At 62.5% G+C, this 15,393-nt stretch carries 14 protein-coding genes; 8 read left to right on the top strand and 6 right to left on the bottom strand.

The window, feature by feature from the left end:
• Positions 1-91: 91 nt before the first annotated feature.
• Positions 92-3,583 carry a carbamoyl-phosphate synthase large subunit gene (gene carB / locus SJ05684_RS07465; protein ID WP_034854814.1) on the bottom strand — a complete coding sequence of 1,164 codons (3,492 nt, stop codon included), beginning with the start codon at positions 3,581-3,583 and terminating at the stop codon, positions 92-94.
• A 390-nt stretch (positions 3,584-3,973) separates the two neighbouring features.
• Here carB and ypfJ point away from each other — a divergent pair, with 390 nt between their 5' ends.
• From ypfJ to SJ05684_RS07450, 3 genes are all read left to right on the top strand, one after another.
• Positions 3,974-4,909: a KPN_02809 family neutral zinc metallopeptidase gene (gene ypfJ / locus SJ05684_RS07460; RefSeq protein WP_034854813.1), complete on the top strand. Its 936-nt coding sequence runs from the start codon at positions 3,974-3,976 to the stop codon at positions 4,907-4,909.
• Positions 4,910-5,078: 169 nt separating this feature from the next.
• The gene (locus SJ05684_RS07455; RefSeq protein ID WP_034854812.1) at positions 5,079-6,338 is read left to right on the top strand and encodes a TCR/Tet family MFS transporter; all 1,260 of its coding nucleotides are present in this window, start codon (positions 5,079-5,081) and stop codon (positions 6,336-6,338) included.
• Between the two features lie 163 nt (positions 6,339-6,501).
• The gene (locus tag SJ05684_RS07450; RefSeq protein ID WP_034854811.1) at positions 6,502-7,899 is read left to right on the top strand and encodes an MATE family efflux transporter; all 1,398 of its coding nucleotides are present in this window, start codon (positions 6,502-6,504) and stop codon (positions 7,897-7,899) included.
• A gap of 176 nt (positions 7,900-8,075) precedes the next feature.
• On the opposite strand, the gene SJ05684_RS30850 is transcribed toward SJ05684_RS07450, so the two are convergent.
• Complete coding sequence (locus SJ05684_RS30850) at positions 8,076-8,207, bottom strand: hypothetical protein (RefSeq protein ID WP_034854810.1); 132 nt, start codon at positions 8,205-8,207, stop codon at positions 8,076-8,078.
• 224 nt (positions 8,208-8,431) lie between these two features.
• Here SJ05684_RS30850 and coaD point away from each other — a divergent pair, with 224 nt between their 5' ends.
• The 5 genes from coaD (at position 8,432) to tgt (ending at position 12,340) form a co-directional block, all read left to right on the top strand.
• Positions 8,432-8,926, top strand: a complete 495-nt coding sequence (gene coaD / locus SJ05684_RS07445; RefSeq protein ID WP_034854809.1) for a pantetheine-phosphate adenylyltransferase — start codon at positions 8,432-8,434, stop codon at positions 8,924-8,926.
• Between the two features lie 23 nt (positions 8,927-8,949).
• Positions 8,950-9,522 carry a peptidylprolyl isomerase gene (locus SJ05684_RS07440; protein ID WP_034854808.1) on the top strand — a complete coding sequence of 191 codons (573 nt, stop codon included), beginning with the start codon at positions 8,950-8,952 and terminating at the stop codon, positions 9,520-9,522.
• A gap of 22 nt (positions 9,523-9,544) precedes the next feature.
• A complete protein-coding gene (locus SJ05684_RS07435; RefSeq protein ID WP_034854807.1) occupies positions 9,545-10,054 on the top strand; it encodes a peptidylprolyl isomerase in 510 nt (169 codons plus the stop codon).
• 72 nt (positions 10,055-10,126) lie between these two features.
• Positions 10,127-11,209 (top strand): tRNA preQ1(34) S-adenosylmethionine ribosyltransferase-isomerase QueA, encoded by a 1,083-nt coding sequence (queA, locus tag SJ05684_RS07430; RefSeq protein ID WP_034854806.1) that lies wholly within the window; start codon positions 10,127-10,129, stop codon positions 11,207-11,209.
• Positions 11,210-12,340: a tRNA guanosine(34) transglycosylase Tgt gene (gene tgt / locus SJ05684_RS07425; protein WP_034854804.1), complete on the top strand. Its 1,131-nt coding sequence runs from the start codon at positions 11,210-11,212 to the stop codon at positions 12,338-12,340.
• Between the two features lie 110 nt (positions 12,341-12,450).
• Here the strand turns inward: tgt and SJ05684_RS07420 are convergent, their stop codons facing one another.
• From SJ05684_RS07420 to SJ05684_RS07405, 4 genes are all read right to left on the bottom strand, one after another.
• Positions 12,451-13,260: an SDR family NAD(P)-dependent oxidoreductase gene (locus SJ05684_RS07420; protein ID WP_034854902.1), complete on the bottom strand. Its 810-nt coding sequence runs from the start codon at positions 13,258-13,260 to the stop codon at positions 12,451-12,453.
• Positions 13,257-14,039 carry a hypothetical protein gene (locus tag SJ05684_RS07415; protein WP_034854803.1) on the bottom strand — a complete coding sequence of 261 codons (783 nt, stop codon included), beginning with the start codon at positions 14,037-14,039 and terminating at the stop codon, positions 13,257-13,259. The genes SJ05684_RS07420 and SJ05684_RS07415 overlap by 4 nt, the downstream gene beginning before the upstream one ends.
• 10 nt (positions 14,040-14,049) lie before the next feature.
• Entirely contained in the window at positions 14,050-14,637 is a 588-nt protein-coding gene (locus SJ05684_RS07410; protein WP_034854802.1) for a protein-S-isoprenylcysteine O-methyltransferase, read from the bottom strand.
• A gap of 71 nt (positions 14,638-14,708) precedes the next feature.
• Positions 14,709-15,299, bottom strand: coding sequence for a hypothetical protein (locus SJ05684_RS07405; protein WP_034854801.1), 591 nt, complete (start codon positions 15,297-15,299; stop codon positions 14,709-14,711).
• Positions 15,300-15,393: the final 94 nt, after the last annotated feature.

Raw genomic sequence — 15,393 nt, 5'->3', positions numbered from 1 at the left:
TTCGCATGACGGCATGGAAACACGACGTGCTCGAACGCGGCCTGAACCGAGTGTTCAGGCCGCGTTCAGAAGGTCCGCAAGCGGCTAGTCGTCAAGCGTCGAAGTAGCTCTGCAGCGGACGCACTTCGAGGTTGCCCGCCTTCAGCGCCTTGATGGCAAGGGCTGCCGCTTCGGCGCCGGCCATCGTCGTATAATAGGGAACCTTCTGCATCAGCGTCGCCCGGCGAAGCGACTTCGAGTCCGAGATCGCCTTGTTGCCATCAGTCGTGTTGATCACGAGTTGGACCTGCCGATTGCGGATCGCGTCCTCGACATGCGGCCGGCCCTCAAGCACCTTGTTGATCTTGGTGGCCGTAATGCCGTGCTCTCCCAGGAAGCGGGCGGTTCCGCCGGTCGCCATGACCTTGAAGCCGATATCCGCGAGGATTCGGATTGCCGGCAGCACGCCCGCCTTGTCTTCGTCGCGAACCGAAACGAAGACCGTTCCGTCCCGCGGCAGGTCGACGCCGGCACCGAGTTGGGACTTCGCAAAGGCGAGCGCGTAATCCGTATCGAGCCCGATCACCTCGCCGGTCGAGCGCATCTCGGGGCCGAGCAGCGTGTCGACGCCGGGGAAGCGGGCGAAGGGGAAGACCGCCTCCTTGACGGCGATGTGCTTCAGGTTGCGTGGGTCCGGCTTCTTGCCATAGGCGGCAATGGCGTCTTCCAGCGTTTCGCCGGCCATGACCCGGGCGGCGATCTTCGCGATCGGCGCGCCGATCGTCTTGGCGACGAAGGGCACCGTGCGCGAGGCGCGCGGATTGACCTCGAGAACGTAGATCGTGCCGTCCTTGATGGCGAACTGCACGTTCATCAGACCGCCGACATTCAACGCTTTCGCAAGCGCCGCCGTCTGGCGCTCGAGTTCGTCCACCGTGTCCTTGTCCAGCGTGTGCACCGGCAGCGAGCAGGCGGAGTCGCCGGAATGGATGCCGGCTTCCTCGATATGCTCCATGATGCCCGAGACGAAGACATCCTTGCCGTCGCACAGGCAATCGACATCCACTTCGGTCGCGTTCGTCAGATAGCTGTCGAAGAGCAGCGGGTTCTTGCCGAGCAACGTGTTGATCTGGCCGGTCTTGTCGTTCGGATAGCGCTGCTTGATGTCCTCGGGCACCAGGCCCGGCACCGTGTCCAGCAGATAGGTCTGCAGCATGCTTTCGGAATGGATGATCTGCATGGCGCGGCCGCCGAGCACGTAGGAGGGGCGAACGACCAGGGGGAAGCCGATCTCGGCGGCGACGAGGCGCGCCTGCTCGACCGAATAAGCGATGCCGTTGCGCGGCTGGTTGAGATCGAGCTTCATCAGGAGCTTCTGGAACCGGTCGCGGTCTTCGGCCAGGTCGATCGCGTCCGGCGCCGTGCCTAGGATCGGAATACCGTTCTTTTCAAGCGCTTCGGCCAGTTTCAGCGGCGTCTGGCCGCCGAATTGAACGATGACGCCGTGGAGCGTGCCGTTTTCCTGTTCGGCGCGCATGATCTCGATCACATCCTCCGCCGTCAGCGGCTCGAAATAGAGCCGGTCGGAAGTGTCGTAGTCCGTCGAGACGGTTTCCGGGTTGCAGTTGACCATGATCGCTTCATAGCCGGCATCCTTCAAGGCGAAGGCCGCATGGCAGCAGCAATAATCGAACTCGATGCCCTGGCCGATGCGGTTCGGTCCGCCGCCGAGAATAACGACCTTCTTGCGATCGGAGACCTGCGCCTCGGAGCGGGCAAGACCGACGAAGGGCGTTTCATAGGTCGAATACATATAAGCGGTCGGCGAGGCGAATTCGGCCGCGCAGGTGTCGATGCGCTTGTAGACCGGGCGAACGTTCAGGGCGTTGCGGAGTTCCGCAACTTCCTTGGGCCGCGTTCCGGTGAGCGTGGCAAGACGGGCATCGGAGAAACCCATCGCCTTCAGCATGCGCAGGTTTTCGGCGTCCTCGGGCAGGCCGTGCTCGCGGATGCGCGCCTCCATGTCGACGATCGCCTTGAATTGGGCGATGAACCACGGATCGATCTTGCAGGCCTCATGCACCTCCGCCTCGCTCATGCCGAGACGCAGCGCCTGGGCAACCATGCGCAGGCGGTCCGGCGTCGGCGTGCCGAGTGCGGCGCGGATGGCATTGCGGCCGTCGCCGTTGTCGTCGAAATCCGGGATCTCGATCTCGTCAAGACCGGTGAGTCCGGTTTCAAGCCCGCGAAGCGCCTTCTGGAGCGACTCGGCAAAGGTACGGCCGATTGCCATGACCTCACCGACCGACTTCATCGCGGTCGTCAGCGTCGGTTCGGCACCGGGAAACTTCTCGAAGGCGAAGCGCGGGATTTTGGTGACCACATAGTCGATCGAGGGCTCGAAGGAAGCCGGCGTCGCGCCGCCGGTAATGTCGTTTTCCAGTTCGTCGAGGGTATAGCCGACCGCAAGCTTGGCGGCGATCTTGGCGATCGGGAAGCCGGTCGCCTTGGAGGCAAGCGCCGAGGAGCGGGACACGCGCGGGTTCATCTCGATGACGACGAGGCGGCCGTTTGTCGGATTGACCGCGAACTGGACGTTGGAACCGCCTGTCTCGACGCCGATCTCGCGCAGCACCGCAATGGAGGCGTTGCGCATGATCTGATATTCCTTGTCGGTCAAAGTCAGCGCCGGCGCGACCGTGATCGAATCGCCCGTGTGCACGCCCATCGGATCGATGTTCTCGATCGAGCAGATGATGATGCAATTGTCCGCCTTGTCGCGGACGACCTCCATTTCATATTCCTTCCAGCCGAGCACCGACTCCTCGATCAGCACTTCAGTCGTCGGGGAGGCATCGAGGCCGCTGGCGACGATGTCGAAGAACTCGGAACGGTTATACGCGATACCGCCGCCGGTGCCGCCGAGCGTGAAGGAGGGGCGAATGATTGCCGGCAGGCCAACCTCGTCGAGCGCCTGGGCGGCGATCGCCATGGCGTGGTTGACGTAGCGCTGCTTGCGATCGCCTTCGCCGAGGTTCCACTGGTTTTCCAGTTCGTCGAGCGCGTTGTCGAGTTCGGGGCCGGAGAACCGGGCCTTGAGTGCGCTCCGCTCGGCCTCATGCGCCTTGCGATCCTGATCCTTGATGTCGGTGGCGTTAGCAAGATGCGACTTCGGCGTTTCGAGGCCGATCCGCGCCATTGCCTCACGGAAGAGCGCGCGGTCCTCAGCCTTGTCGATTGCCTCCGGCTTGGCGCCGATCATCTCGACATTGTAGCGATCAAGCACGCCCATGCGGCGCAGCGACAGGGCCGTGTTGAGGGCTGTCTGACCGCCCATGGTCGGCAGCAGCGCGTCGGGACGCTCCTTGGCGATGATCTTGGCGACGACTTCGGGCGTGATCGGCTCCACATAGGTCGCATCGGCAAGCCCCGGATCGGTCATGATCGTTGCCGGGTTGGAGTTGACCAGGATGACCCGGTAGCCTTCTTCCTTGAGCGCCTTGCACGCCTGGGTACCGGAATAGTCGAATTCGCAAGCCTGGCCGATGACGATCGGCCCCGCGCCGATGATGAGAATCGATTTGATGTCTTGGCGCTTCGGCATAGGTTTTCATCCGTTCTGGCTGCGCGAAAAACCGGCCAGGGTGGAGGATCACCGGCCGGGGCGCGCAACAATGGTGTTTTCAGGCTAGAAGCGGCTTATAGGCAAATGTTTCTGCAAGCGAAACCCCGAAAATTCCTGAATCGACAATAAAGCGGTACATATTCGGCCTCCCGGAATGCAATGCCTCGGCCCCACGGATCGGTGCGGCGACGCGCCTTCTCGCGGACCGCGAGGTTAGGCTCAGGACTTGGGCTTTGGCGCACCCCACCAAAATGAGGGCGCCGTGAAACCGGGACTGCTGCAAATGCGTTTTGCAACAATTGCGGCCGCGGCTATAACATCTTCAGCTCACTAGGCGGGATGAAGCGGTCTTTTTGGAGGAAAGAAATCATGGAGTGGAAGGGCCGCCGTCAGTCGAGCAACGTCGAGGATCGACGTGGCGCAAGCCGGGGTCGCTTCGGAGGCAGTCCGTTCGGCCGCGGCGGAGGCTTTCGGATCCCAACCGGCGGCGGCATGCGGCGCGCGGGCGGTGGCCTGAGCATCGGCACGATCATTTTCCTCGTCGTCATCTATTTTCTGTTCAGAGCCATGGGAATAGATCTGCTTCAGGTAATCGAAGGCGGGCCGGTGAACATGCCGGGCTTCGAACAGACCGACGGCTCGCAGGCGCCGCGCGGGTCGGCTGAGGAAGAGGAGATGAAGGCCTTCATGGCGACCGTGCTGGCCGAAACGGAAGACACCTGGCACGGCATTTTCCAGGCCAACGGAGAAGCATACCAGGAGCCGAGGCTGGTTCTGTTCAGCGGCGCGGTCCAATCGGCCTGCGGCTTCGCTTCAGCAGCCTCCGGCCCCTTCTATTGCCCGGGCGACCGCAAGGTCTATCTCGACATGAGCTTCTTCGACGAACTGGCACAGAAGTTCGACGCCGCCGGAGACTTCGCCCAGGCCTATGTGCTGGCGCATGAGGTGGGCCATCACGTGCAGAATCTGATCGGCGTCCTGCCGAAATTCAACGAGATGCGCCAGCGGATGAGCGAGACCGAGGCGAACCAGATGTCGACTCGCGTGGAACTGCAGGCCGATTGCTTTGCCGGCATCTGGGGCAAATACACGGAGCAGAAGGGCCTGTTGGAACGCGGCGATCTGGAAGAGGCGCTGAATGCCGCGACCCAGATCGGCGACGACACCTTGCAGAAGCGCACGCAGGGCTATGTAGTGCCGGAAAGCTTCAACCACGGGACGTCCGAGCAACGGATGAACTGGTTCAAGCGCGGCTTCGACAGCGGAAGGATGGCGGACTGCGACACCTTCTCGGGTCCGGTCTGATCTTTTCCGGTTCGCCGGGCATGCAGCTCCCATCAAGCAGCGGACTCGCGCGCATCGATCAACATTGAAATGTTCACCTATTGTTCCGATCGACCTTGTGCGATACACCTTATCTGGTGACGTCGTTCATGTTTTGTCTGCGCTTCGGCTCGAAGCAGGGAGGGGGCTCATGCTCGACAAGCGTTTCAGTCAGCGTGGCCTGCTCCTCGTCTTTTTCATCTTGCTGCTCGACATCATGGGTATCGCCATCATCGTGCCGGTGCTGCCTAGCTACCTGCGTGAGTTGACAGGAGCAGAGATTGGCGAAGCGGCGATCGACGGCGGCTGGCTGCTGCTCGTCTATTCGGCAATGCAGTTTCTGTTCGCTCCCCTGATCGGCAATTTGAGCGACCGTTTCGGGCGTCGGCCTGTCCTGCTGGCTTCGGTGCTCACCTTTGGAATCGACAATCTGATCTGCGCGCTGGCGACCAGCTACTGGATGCTCTTCATTGGTCGCGTTCTGGCCGGCGTGAGCGGGGCGAGCTTCGGGACCGCCTCCGCATTCATCGCCGACGTCAGCGACGACAGTAACCGCGCCCGGAATTTCGGGCTGATCGGCATTGCCTTCGGCGCGGGCTTCGCGCTCGGGCCGGTCGTTGGCGGGCTTCTCGGCGAGTTGGGTCCGCGCGTGCCGTTTTTTGGTGCGGCTGGCCTGTCCTTTCTGAATTTCGCGTTTGCATGCTTCCTTCTTCCCGAGACGCTCGACACCGCCAATCGTCGCCGCTTCGAGTGGCGCCGGGCGAATCCGCTCGGCGCGCTGAGGCAGATGCGTGAATATCGCGGGATCGGCTGGGTGTGCCTCGTCTTCTTCCTTTTGTGGCTTGCTCATGCCGTCTACCCGGCCGTCTGGTCCTTCGTTTCGTCCCATCGCTACGGCTGGAGTGAGGGACAGATTGGCCTTTCGCTGGGGATTTTCGGCGTCGGCGGCGCCTTTGTGATGGCCGTCGTCTTGCCGAGCGTCGTCTCGAAACTCGGCGAAAGACGAACGGCGACGCTTGGCCTCGCTTTCACCGCCCTCGGAATGGCGGGCTACGCGGCCGCGTGGCAAGGGTGGATGGTCTATGTCGTGATCGTCGCGACGGCGCTTGAAAGCCTCGCGGAGCCGCCATTGCGCAGCATCGCGTCCGCGAATGTGCCGCCATCGGCGCAGGGCGAATTACAGGGCGCGCTCACCAGCATCTCGAGCGCAACGACAATTTTCGGACCGCTGCTGTTCACGCAGGTCTTTGCGCATTTCGCAGGTCCGACGGCCGCATACGCATTTTCCGGCGCGCCCTATGCAATGGCGGCATGTCTCGTCGCAGCGGCTCTCGCGATCTTTCTGTTGCGCGTGCGTCCTGCCCGTCGCGCGATAAGCGAGCGTGCCGCATCGCGACCGACAGAGGCATAGGGGGCCTGCGCCCGATGCCGGCGATTTGATCAATTTCCTTGATGGATTGATGAAAGTTTAAGCAGGGCATTGCTTGCCGCTGGCGCCCGTAGCGGTGGTGCGGTAACCATCGCCCTCTTTCAACGGGTTTCATGACCGTCGCCGCCATCGAGCGAGGATTTCCATGCTGACCGCGACCGAAGACCTGGTGCTGCCGCCGGCCGACAATTCGTGGAGAATGCATTTTCGCGCCAGTATCTCCCTCGGCGTGCCGTTCATTGGCGCACAGCTGGCGCAGCTTGCGATCAATGCCACGGATGTGCTGATGGTCGGCCAGCTGGGAGCAACGCAGCTCGCTGCGATCATTCTTGCGACGCAGGTCTTCTTCACCGTCTTCATCTTCGGCAGCGGCTTCGCGCATGCCGTAGTACCGATGGTCGCGCAGGCTCACGGCAGGGGCGACAGGATCTCCGTCCGTCGAGCCGTTCGCATGGGCATGTGGGTGGTGCTGCTCTACAGCGTGCTGACTGCGCCGATCCTCTGGTTGGCCGAGCCGATCCTGCTCCTCGCCGGGCAGGCGCCGGACGTTGCAGAACTCGCCGGGGAATATCTGCGCATCGCGCAATGGGCAATGTTTCCAAGCCTGCTCTTTCTGGTGTTCCGGGCGTTTCTTGGCGGGCTCGAGCGGGCAGGGGTGATCCTCTACGTGACGCTCTCCACCCTGGTGCTCAACGCCGCCCTTTGCTACGTGCTGATCTTCGGCCATTTCGGATTCCCCGCACTCGGCCTGACCGGCGCGGCGATTGCGGCCGTCGGCGTGGCGATCTTCGGCGCCGCCTTGACGATCGGCTACATAGACAGTCGCGCGGAACTTAACGGCTATGAGCTGTTCGTCCGCTTCTGGCGGGCGGACTGGCCGGTCTTCTTCGAGGTCGTCCGTCTCGGCATACCGATTTCGCTGACGATCCTCGCGGAAGTGAGCCTCTTCACCGTGGCATCCTTGCTCATGGGAACGATCGGCACGATCGAGCTGGCGGCCCATGGCATCGCGCTGCAGTTCGCCTCGATGGCCTTCATGATCCCGCTGGGCCTGGCGCAGGCCGGCACAATCCGCGTGGGGCATGCCTATGGAAGTGGCGACATGCTGGGCGTCAGGCGTGCGGCCATTGCCGCGCTCGCGCTCGGCTGCGGCTTTGCTGCCGTCAGCAGCGCTGTTTTTGCGCTGTTTCCGCGCGAGTTGGCTGCGCTCTACCTCGACACGAGCCGGCCCGACGCTGCCAAGGTGCTTGCCTTCGCCGGACCGCTGATCGTGATCGCCGGCGCCTTCCAGCTGATGGACGGACTTCAGGCGATCGCTGCCGGGCTGCTGCGCGGCCTCAAGGATACGACGGTGCCGATGATCCTGGCGATGATCGCCTATTGGCCGATCGGTTTTCTCTGTGCCTGGGCATTCGCCTTCCCGCTCGCCTTCGGCGGCGTCGGCGTCTGGTTCGGATTCGTGCTGGGGCTTGGGACGGCCGCCCTGTTGCTCAACTGGCGCTTCTTCCGCCTGCTCGGTTCGCGCACGCCCGCCCGAATTTAGGTAACGCCGGCGCAGGGAAGTCGGCAAAGAAAAGCCGGACGGGCAGGGGAGACCGTCCGGCTTGCAAGAGCGACCCCATCCGGGGAAGTAACGAGGCCGCTTGTCATGAAACTTCCTGGCAGAAGTTTCCTGGAGGCATTTCCTGTCAAGCTCGCGCCTGCATCAGCAGGTCGCCTTCATTTCCTCTTCGATCGGGTGACCGCTGGCGATGGTGCGATCGCACGGTTGCGGGCCTCGTCGCGAAGCGCATGAATTGTCGCAAAGATCATCGCGAAAAACATCGCCATCGAAAACAGAGCAAGTCCCATGGCCGTCTCCTTTCAGTCGCTACAACGGCACGCCCCCGAAAAAAGTTCCGTTCAACGTTGGTCTACGCTACGACATCCGGCGTGAAATGAACTTGAACGTTGCGTTCATTTAGCATTCATTCTTCCGCTCTGGTTGTTTCCAAGGGAACAGCGAGGTGCCGCGGGCGCCCTTGCGGTTCGCCGCAGTCCATGACAAAAGGCTTCACCGAACGGAAACAGGCGCGATGACCACGGCATTCTATCCCGGTTCTTTCGACCCGATGACAAACGGGCATCTCGACGTGCTCGTCCAGGCGCTGAATGTCGCATCGAAGGTGATCGTGGCGATCGGCATCCATCCAGGCAAAACGCCGCTCTTTTCGTTCGAGGAGCGCGCGGAACTCATCAGCCGGTCGCTTGGCGAGTTCCTGCCGGAACGGGCGGGAGACATCGCCATCGTGTCCTTCGACAACCTCGTGGTCGATGCCGCCCGCGAACACGGCGCAACCCTTCTGGTGCGGGGTTTACGCGACGGCACCGACCTCGACTACGAGATGCAGATGGCCGGCATGAACCGGCAGATGGCGCCCGACATCCAGACGCTGTTTCTGCCGGCGGGAACGGCCTCGCGGCCCATTACGGCCACATTGGTCCGGCAGATCGCGGCCATGGGTGGCGACGTCAGCGCCTTTGTTCCCAAGGCGGTCTATCAGGCGCTGCAGGCAAAACACGAAGCCTGAGCCACATCACGCAAGGAGAACCCATGAAAATCCTCCATTTCGCTCTCGCCGGCGCACTGGCGCTTGCCGCCTTCACGGGCGGCGCGCTCGCGCAGTCGAACGACAACTACCTGACCATCGAACTCAAGGACGGCCCCGTCGTCATCGAACTGCGCCCGGACATCGCGCCGAAGCACGTTCAGCAGATCAAGGAACTGGCGGCCGCCGGCGAATACGACAATGTCGCCTTCCACCGCGTGATCCAGGGTTTCATGGCCCAGACCGGTGACGTGCAGTATGGCGATATGGAGGAGGGCTTCCAGCCGCAACTCGCCGGAACCGGCGGCTCCTCGAAACCCGACCTGCCGGCCGAGTTCTCCGATGTGCCTTTCGAGCGCGGCACCGTCGGCATGGCCCGTTCGCAGGACCCCGACAGCGCCAATTCGCAGTTCTTCATCATGTTCGCGCCCGGTGACTTCCTCAACGGCCAGTACACGATCGTCGGCAAGGTCGTCGAAGGGATGGAGAACGTCGACAAGATCAAGATGGGTGACGAAGCCAGCAATGGCGCCGTTACAGATCCCGACCGGATGCTCAGCGTCAAGGTCGGCAAGTAAATCAAAGAGAAGGAGAAACACCATGGCCGAGATCAAGGATCCGGAAAACACGATCATCATGGAAACCACGAAGGGCAGGGTGGTGATCGAGCTCCTGCCGGACGTGGCTCCGGGCCATGTCGCCCGCATCAAGGAACTGGCGCGCGAAGGCGCCTATGATGGCGTGGTTTTCCATCGGGTGATCGAGGACTTCATGGCCCAGACCGGTGACGTGCAATACGGCAAGACCGGCGGCGAACAGTTCAATCCGGCCCGCGCCGGCATGGGCGGCTCCTCCAAGCCGGACTTGAAAGCAGAGTTTTCAGATGTCTCCCATGTGCGCGGCACCTGCTCGATGGCCCGCAGCCAGATGCCGAACTCGGCCAATTCGCAGTTCTTCATCTGCTTCACCGACGCTCCCTGGCTCAACAAGCAGTATTCTGTCTGGGGACAGGTGATCGAAGGCATGGAGAATGTCGACAAGATCAAGCGCGGCGAGCCGGTGCGCGAGCCCGATTCGATCGTGTCGATGCGGGTTGCCGCCGAGGCCTGATTTGCGCTAATGCAAAGACCCGCCCCGGTCGGATCAATGCCGCGGGGCGGGTTTGCTTTTGTTTTACAGCCGATGCGTGTAGACCTGTTCGACTTCGACCTGCCGGAATCCTCGATCGCTCTGAGGCCCGCAAGCCCGCGCGACAGCGCGCGCATGCTCGTCGTGCGGCCGGAGGGTGAGCCGGTTCTCGCCGACCACGGCGTCCTTGATCTGACTTCCTTCCTCAATCCCGGCGATGCGCTGGTCTTCAACGACACCAAGGTCATACCGGCTCAACTCGAGGGTATCCGCAGACGCGGCGAGGACGTCGCCACAGCGGTGTCGCTGACGCTGCATATGCGCGTCGCTTCCGATCGCTGGAAGGCCTTTGCGCGGCCGGCGCGGCGGCTGAAATCCGGCGACAGGATTCAGTTCGGTCATGGCGAGAACACCTGTCTGCTGGGCGCACTCGAAGCGACGGTCGAAGAGAAGGGAGAGGCCGGCGAGGTCACGCTCCGCTTCGACCTCTCCGGTCCGGCCCTTGATGAGGCGATCCTTGGCGTGGGGCACATCCCGCTGCCACCCTATATCGCGTCGAAGCGTCCGGAGGATGCGCGCGACCGCGCCGACTACCAGACGATCTTTGCCCGGGAGGAGGGAGCGGTGGCCGCACCGACGGCCGGACTGCATTTCACCGACCGGCTTTTTGCCAAGCTCGACGAGGCCGGCATCGAGCGCCACTTCGTCACGCTGCACGTCGGCGCAGGCACCTTTCTGCCGGTCAAAGCCGATGACACCGATGATCACGTGATGCACGAGGAAATCGGCCACGTCGACGCGGCGACGGCCGAGAAGCTGAATGCCGTTCGGGCACGCGGCGGACGCATCGTATGCGTCGGCACGACATCGCTGCGTCTCATCGAAAGCGCGGCAACGGAAGGGGGCGAAATCCGCCACTGGTCAGGCCCGACCGGCATTTTCATCACTCCCGGCTACCGCTTTCGTGCCGTCGACGTGCTGATGACCAACTTCCACCTGCCGAAATCGACCCTGTTCATGCTGGTTTCCGCTTTCGCCGGTCTCGATACGATGCGAGCCGCCTACGCCCATGCGATCGCGACGGGCTATCGTTTCTATTCCTATGGCGACGCAAGCCTGCTTTTTCGGAAAGACTGAATGACCGAAACGTTTCAATTCAAGCTGCTCGCCACCGACGGCAAGGCCCGGCGCGGCGAGGTTCTGACGCCGCGGGGCACGATCCGCACGCCGGCCTTCATGCCGGTCGGTACGGTCGGAACGGTCAAGGCGATGTATCTCGATCAGGTACGTGACCTTGGCGCCGACATCATCCTCGGCAATACCTATCACCTGATGCTGCGCCCCGGCGCCGAACGCGTCGCGCGTCTCGGCGGCTTGCATAAATTCATCCGCTGGGAGCGGCCGATCCTGACCGACAGCGGCGGCTTCCAGGTCATGTCGCTCTCCAGCCTGCGCAAGCTCAACGAACAAGGCGTCACCTTCAAGAGCCATGTCGACGGCGCGCTCTATCACATGTCGCCCGAGCGCTCGATCGAGATCCAGGGGCTGCTCGACAGCGACATTCAGATGCAACTCGACGAATGCGTGGCACTGCCGGCCGAACCCGACGAGATCGAGCGCGCCATGGAAATGTCGCTGCGCTGGGCCGAACGCTGCAAGGTCGCCTTCGGTGAACAGCCGGGCAAGGCCATGTTCGGCATCGTGCAGGGCGGCGATAATCCGAAATTGCGCGAGCGCTCGGCTCTGGCACTGAAGGATCTCGACCTCAAAGGCTACGCCGTCGGCGGTCTCGCTGTCGGCGAACCGCAGGAAGTCATGCTCGACATGCTGGACGTCACCTGCCCGGTCCTGCCAGAGGCGAAGCCGCGCTATCTGATGGGCGTCGGCACCCCGGACGACATCCTGAAGTCGGTCGCGCACGGCATCGACATGTTCGACTGCGTCATGCCGACGCGCTCCGGTCGCCACGGGCTGGCCTTCACGCGCTACGGCCGCATCAACCTGCGCAATGCACGCCATGCCGAAGACACACGCCCGCTCGACGAACAGTCCTCCTGCCCGGCGGCGCGCGACTATTCCCGCGCTTACCTGCATCATCTGATCCGCTCGAACGAATCGCTCGGCGGCATGCTGCTCAGCTGGAACAACCTTGCCTATTACCAGGAACTCATGACCGGCAGCCGCCAGGCTATCGAGGAGGGGCGCTATGCCGACTTCATGGCAGAGACCCAGGAGGGCTGGCGGCGCGGCGACCTGCCGCCGGTGTAAACGGCGCCGCGACCGTCAGGACACTCTCCGCGGCTGCAGCGGTTCAACCGCACGGGATTGTCACCGGCGCTGGGCCGTTGTGCGGCCCGCCAGTAGGTCTTGGCGGAATCTCAGGGGCAGATATCCTTGCTGCGGCGCTGCAGGCGGCCGACGAGCGGCAGCACTAATGCCGACGGAAGCAATCTCGTGATGAGGACAGCGAGCTTGGACGAGAGGCCGGGAACGACGAGGCGGCGGCGCGCTTTGAAGCCACGCCACGCACATTCGGCCACGTAGTCCGAATCGAGCTTGGGCAGAACCTTGAAGAGCGCCGCCCTGTTGGCGCCGGACCGCTGCAGGAACTCGGTCGCCACGGGCCCCGGCGCCACGCAGGTGACCGTGACGCCGGTGCGGTGAAGCTCCTCGTAAAGCGCCTCCGAAAAGGAGCGAACGAAGCCCTTGCTGGCGTAATAAAGAGCCATGAACGGGCCGGGGGTGAAGCTCGCGACCGATCCGAGGTTGATGACGCCGCCGCGGCCGCGCGCCACCATGTCCGGCAAGAAGCAGAGAGTGAGAGCCGCAAGGGCGCGAATGTTGAGATCGACGATGCCGAGTTGATCATCGGCGGGCAGGACTGCAGCACTGCCGCGCAGACCGTAGCCCGCGCTATTGACAAGGACGTCGCAGAACAGGGAGTTCTCGGACAGGAATGCTTCGAGGCGGCGGCTGGCATCCTCCTCCATGAGATCCAGCGCAAAAACGAAAGCTTCCCGGTCCCCCTTCTGGAGTTCGGCAGCGACCGCCGCAAGGTGCTCCTCGGATCGCGCCACCAGAACGACTGTTGCGCCATCGCGCGCGGCCACCCCGGCGATCGCCTTTCCGATGCCGCGTGAAGCGCCCACCACGACGACGGCCGGCCGCAAGCTTGGCTCGTCACTCATCGCGAAGCGCCCCGAATCTCCCTGTCCACGGTCTCTCGTTCGGCGAGGCTTGCCAGTTCGAACGCGACTTCGCCATTCAGGATTTCCTCTAACCGCGCCAGCGCTCGTGCGACATTGGCGCCATCCATGACCCTGTGATCGTAGTGTATCCGCACCGTCACCAGGCCCTGCTCAGTGATCGGGCCATAGTTGAAAAGCGTCGTCAGAGGCGTCAGGGGGTTGAGCGATTCGGCGCCGAGACCGGAATAGACGGACAATTGAAATGTGCCGAAATGGCGCGCCCGCTGGCGCCCGAGGTTGAGCCCGAGCCACATGAGCAGCCATCGGATCGGCGCGGGCGCGCGGGCGATCTTCAAGGCGCGCCGGAACTCCTTGATTTCGAGAACGGGACGCGTCCGTGCCGCCTCCAGCAATGCGCCAAGCTCCCGGATCGTTCGACGCTCGGGATTCTTGATGAGACTCAAGAGGACGACCCGCTCACCTTCGTACTCGCGCTCATGCGCAACGGAGGCGATACTTCCCGGATATTCATAGAGCTGCGGCCTCGGCAGCTTCACGTAGGCGCGCCGCAATTCCGGCGTCTCCATCGCAAGCAGCGCATACCCCTTCAAAAACAGCGCCATCCATGAGGGCCTGCTCGTGACCGAGTTCCTCGCTTGCTGAAGGGGCGCGAGATTCATCTGCCTCTGAACGCTGACCCTTGGAACCCCGATCGAAAATCTCATCAGGTCGCCTACGAGGCGGCGTGGCCCCGAGAGCTTGAGAGCGCGGCCTCGCATCGTACAACCTCTAATATATGTAAGGAATGATCCGCTTGGTCTTTTCCATATAGGCGCGATATTGCGGCCCGAAGGTTTCCAGCATCATCCGCTCTTCTTCATCCACCCTCAGAAAAAACAGAACGGCGAAGCCGACCAGGCCGGCGAGTCCGCCGAGCCAGTTCGGCAGCAGGAAAGCCTGGCCGATGCCCATCAGCAGAAAGGAGGTGTACATCGGGTGACGGACGAAAGCATAGGGGCCGCTGCTCACCAGTTCGTGCCGGTCCCGAATTTCAAGCGTAATGGACCAGTTGCGGCCGAGAGCCTTGTGCGTTCTGCGAAACACCCACATGGCGGCGACGAAGGCGACGATGCCGATCGCCACGGCCCAGGGTCGCGCCGCATAATCGGCCGATTCGGGAATGCCAGTCGCAACGTAGAAGCCCGGTACGATTGCCAAGCCGAGCAGGGCCGCAGCAAGCCCGATCCTTTCCGAGGGAGACCGGCGGTGGGTGACAACCTGCACTCGCCTGGCGCGGCGCTCATGGGGCCTGCGAATGAAATACCAGGCCAGGATGCCCAGCACCCATAACGTCTTTCCGACGGCAGCTATCGACATTTTTTCACTCCCCGCCAAGGCTTTCCCGCGATACGACCGCCAGCAAAGCGGGAAGCCGCAACCAGATCGCGTCAGCCGCCATTCATCTGGCGGAGCTTTGTAATGAATTCTTGCGGTCTGAGCCAGATATTTGGCGCCTGATATCCCATGGAGCGGGCGATTTCTGCAACAAACGCGTTACAGTTGTAGAGTGAGGCATGCCAGAAACGAGCCTTGGCCTTCAGCTTGCGGATATCGGCGACAACCTTGTTGTATTCTGCCTCCGTCAGCATGATGCGCCAGCTCGCCGACCTGTATCCTTCTTCGAGATCACCATCGCTCCACCCTGTCTCCGCTGGCACGGGGAGAAAATGGCCAATGACATAGGGCGCCGTATCATTGGTCGCGGGAGCGAGACCTGCAACCTCAGGATTGATCATGGATCCGTTCTTGTCGATACGGCCGAAAACGACATAAGAGTGTCCATAGCTCAGCGCATAGCGCGAGCGGAATTCAATGAAATATCCCTGCTCTCTCACTTCCGAGGCCAGCTTGGCGGGACCATCGATATTTGGGCTGCTCGATACGTAGCTCGGTTGGGCTTTCTTGTCCTGCGTCTGGCACGCCGTCGCAGCGAGTGCGAGCAGTACAATTGCCAGTGTACGGGTTCCTACACGTATCATCACGTCTCTACGCTTTGTCCCCGGGCTATGCTCGGGCCAGGATTCGGGCCGACCCGTCATCTACAGTGTCTTTGACTGGCAGCCGCGCTGATCC

Origin of the sequence: Sinorhizobium sojae CCBAU 05684 (assembly GCF_002288525.1) — a bacterium.
In the GTDB taxonomy this organism is placed as follows: Bacteria; Pseudomonadota; Alphaproteobacteria; order Rhizobiales; family Rhizobiaceae; genus Sinorhizobium; species Sinorhizobium sojae.
Note: the sequence above shows the minus strand (reverse complement) of the source record. Positions and strands in the feature narration are given on the sequence as shown.

Excerpts from the sequence above, each read along its gene's own strand:
- SJ05684_RS07420 (WP_034854902.1), bottom strand. The coding sequence starts at position 13,260 with ATGAGTGACGAGCCAAGCTTGCGGCCGGCCGTCGTCGTGGTGGGCGCT.
- SJ05684_RS07410 (WP_034854802.1), bottom strand. The coding sequence starts at position 14,637 with ATGTCGATAGCTGCCGTCGGAAAGACGTTATGGGTGCTGGGCATCCTG.
- SJ05684_RS07450 (WP_034854811.1), top strand. The coding sequence starts at position 6,502 with ATGCTGACCGCGACCGAAGACCTGGTGCTGCCGCCGGCCGACAATTCG.
- coaD (WP_034854809.1), top strand. The coding sequence starts at position 8,432 with ATGACCACGGCATTCTATCCCGGTTCTTTCGACCCGATGACAAACGGG.
- queA (WP_034854806.1), top strand. The coding sequence starts at position 10,127 with ATGCGTGTAGACCTGTTCGACTTCGACCTGCCGGAATCCTCGATCGCT.
- ypfJ (WP_034854813.1), top strand. The coding sequence starts at position 3,974 with ATGGAGTGGAAGGGCCGCCGTCAGTCGAGCAACGTCGAGGATCGACGT.
- SJ05684_RS07455 (WP_034854812.1), top strand. The coding sequence starts at position 5,079 with ATGCTCGACAAGCGTTTCAGTCAGCGTGGCCTGCTCCTCGTCTTTTTC.
- SJ05684_RS07440 (WP_034854808.1), top strand. The coding sequence starts at position 8,950 with ATGAAAATCCTCCATTTCGCTCTCGCCGGCGCACTGGCGCTTGCCGCC.
- carB (WP_034854814.1), bottom strand. The coding sequence starts at position 3,583 with ATGCCGAAGCGCCAAGACATCAAATCGATTCTCATCATCGGCGCGGGG.
- SJ05684_RS30850 (WP_034854810.1), bottom strand. The coding sequence starts at position 8,207 with ATGGGACTTGCTCTGTTTTCGATGGCGATGTTTTTCGCGATGATCTTT.
- SJ05684_RS07415 (WP_034854803.1), bottom strand. The coding sequence starts at position 14,039 with ATGCGAGGCCGCGCTCTCAAGCTCTCGGGGCCACGCCGCCTCGTAGGC.
- SJ05684_RS07405 (WP_034854801.1), bottom strand. The coding sequence starts at position 15,299 with ATGATACGTGTAGGAACCCGTACACTGGCAATTGTACTGCTCGCACTC.
- SJ05684_RS07435 (WP_034854807.1), top strand. The coding sequence starts at position 9,545 with ATGGCCGAGATCAAGGATCCGGAAAACACGATCATCATGGAAACCACG.
- tgt (WP_034854804.1), top strand. The coding sequence starts at position 11,210 with ATGACCGAAACGTTTCAATTCAAGCTGCTCGCCACCGACGGCAAGGCC.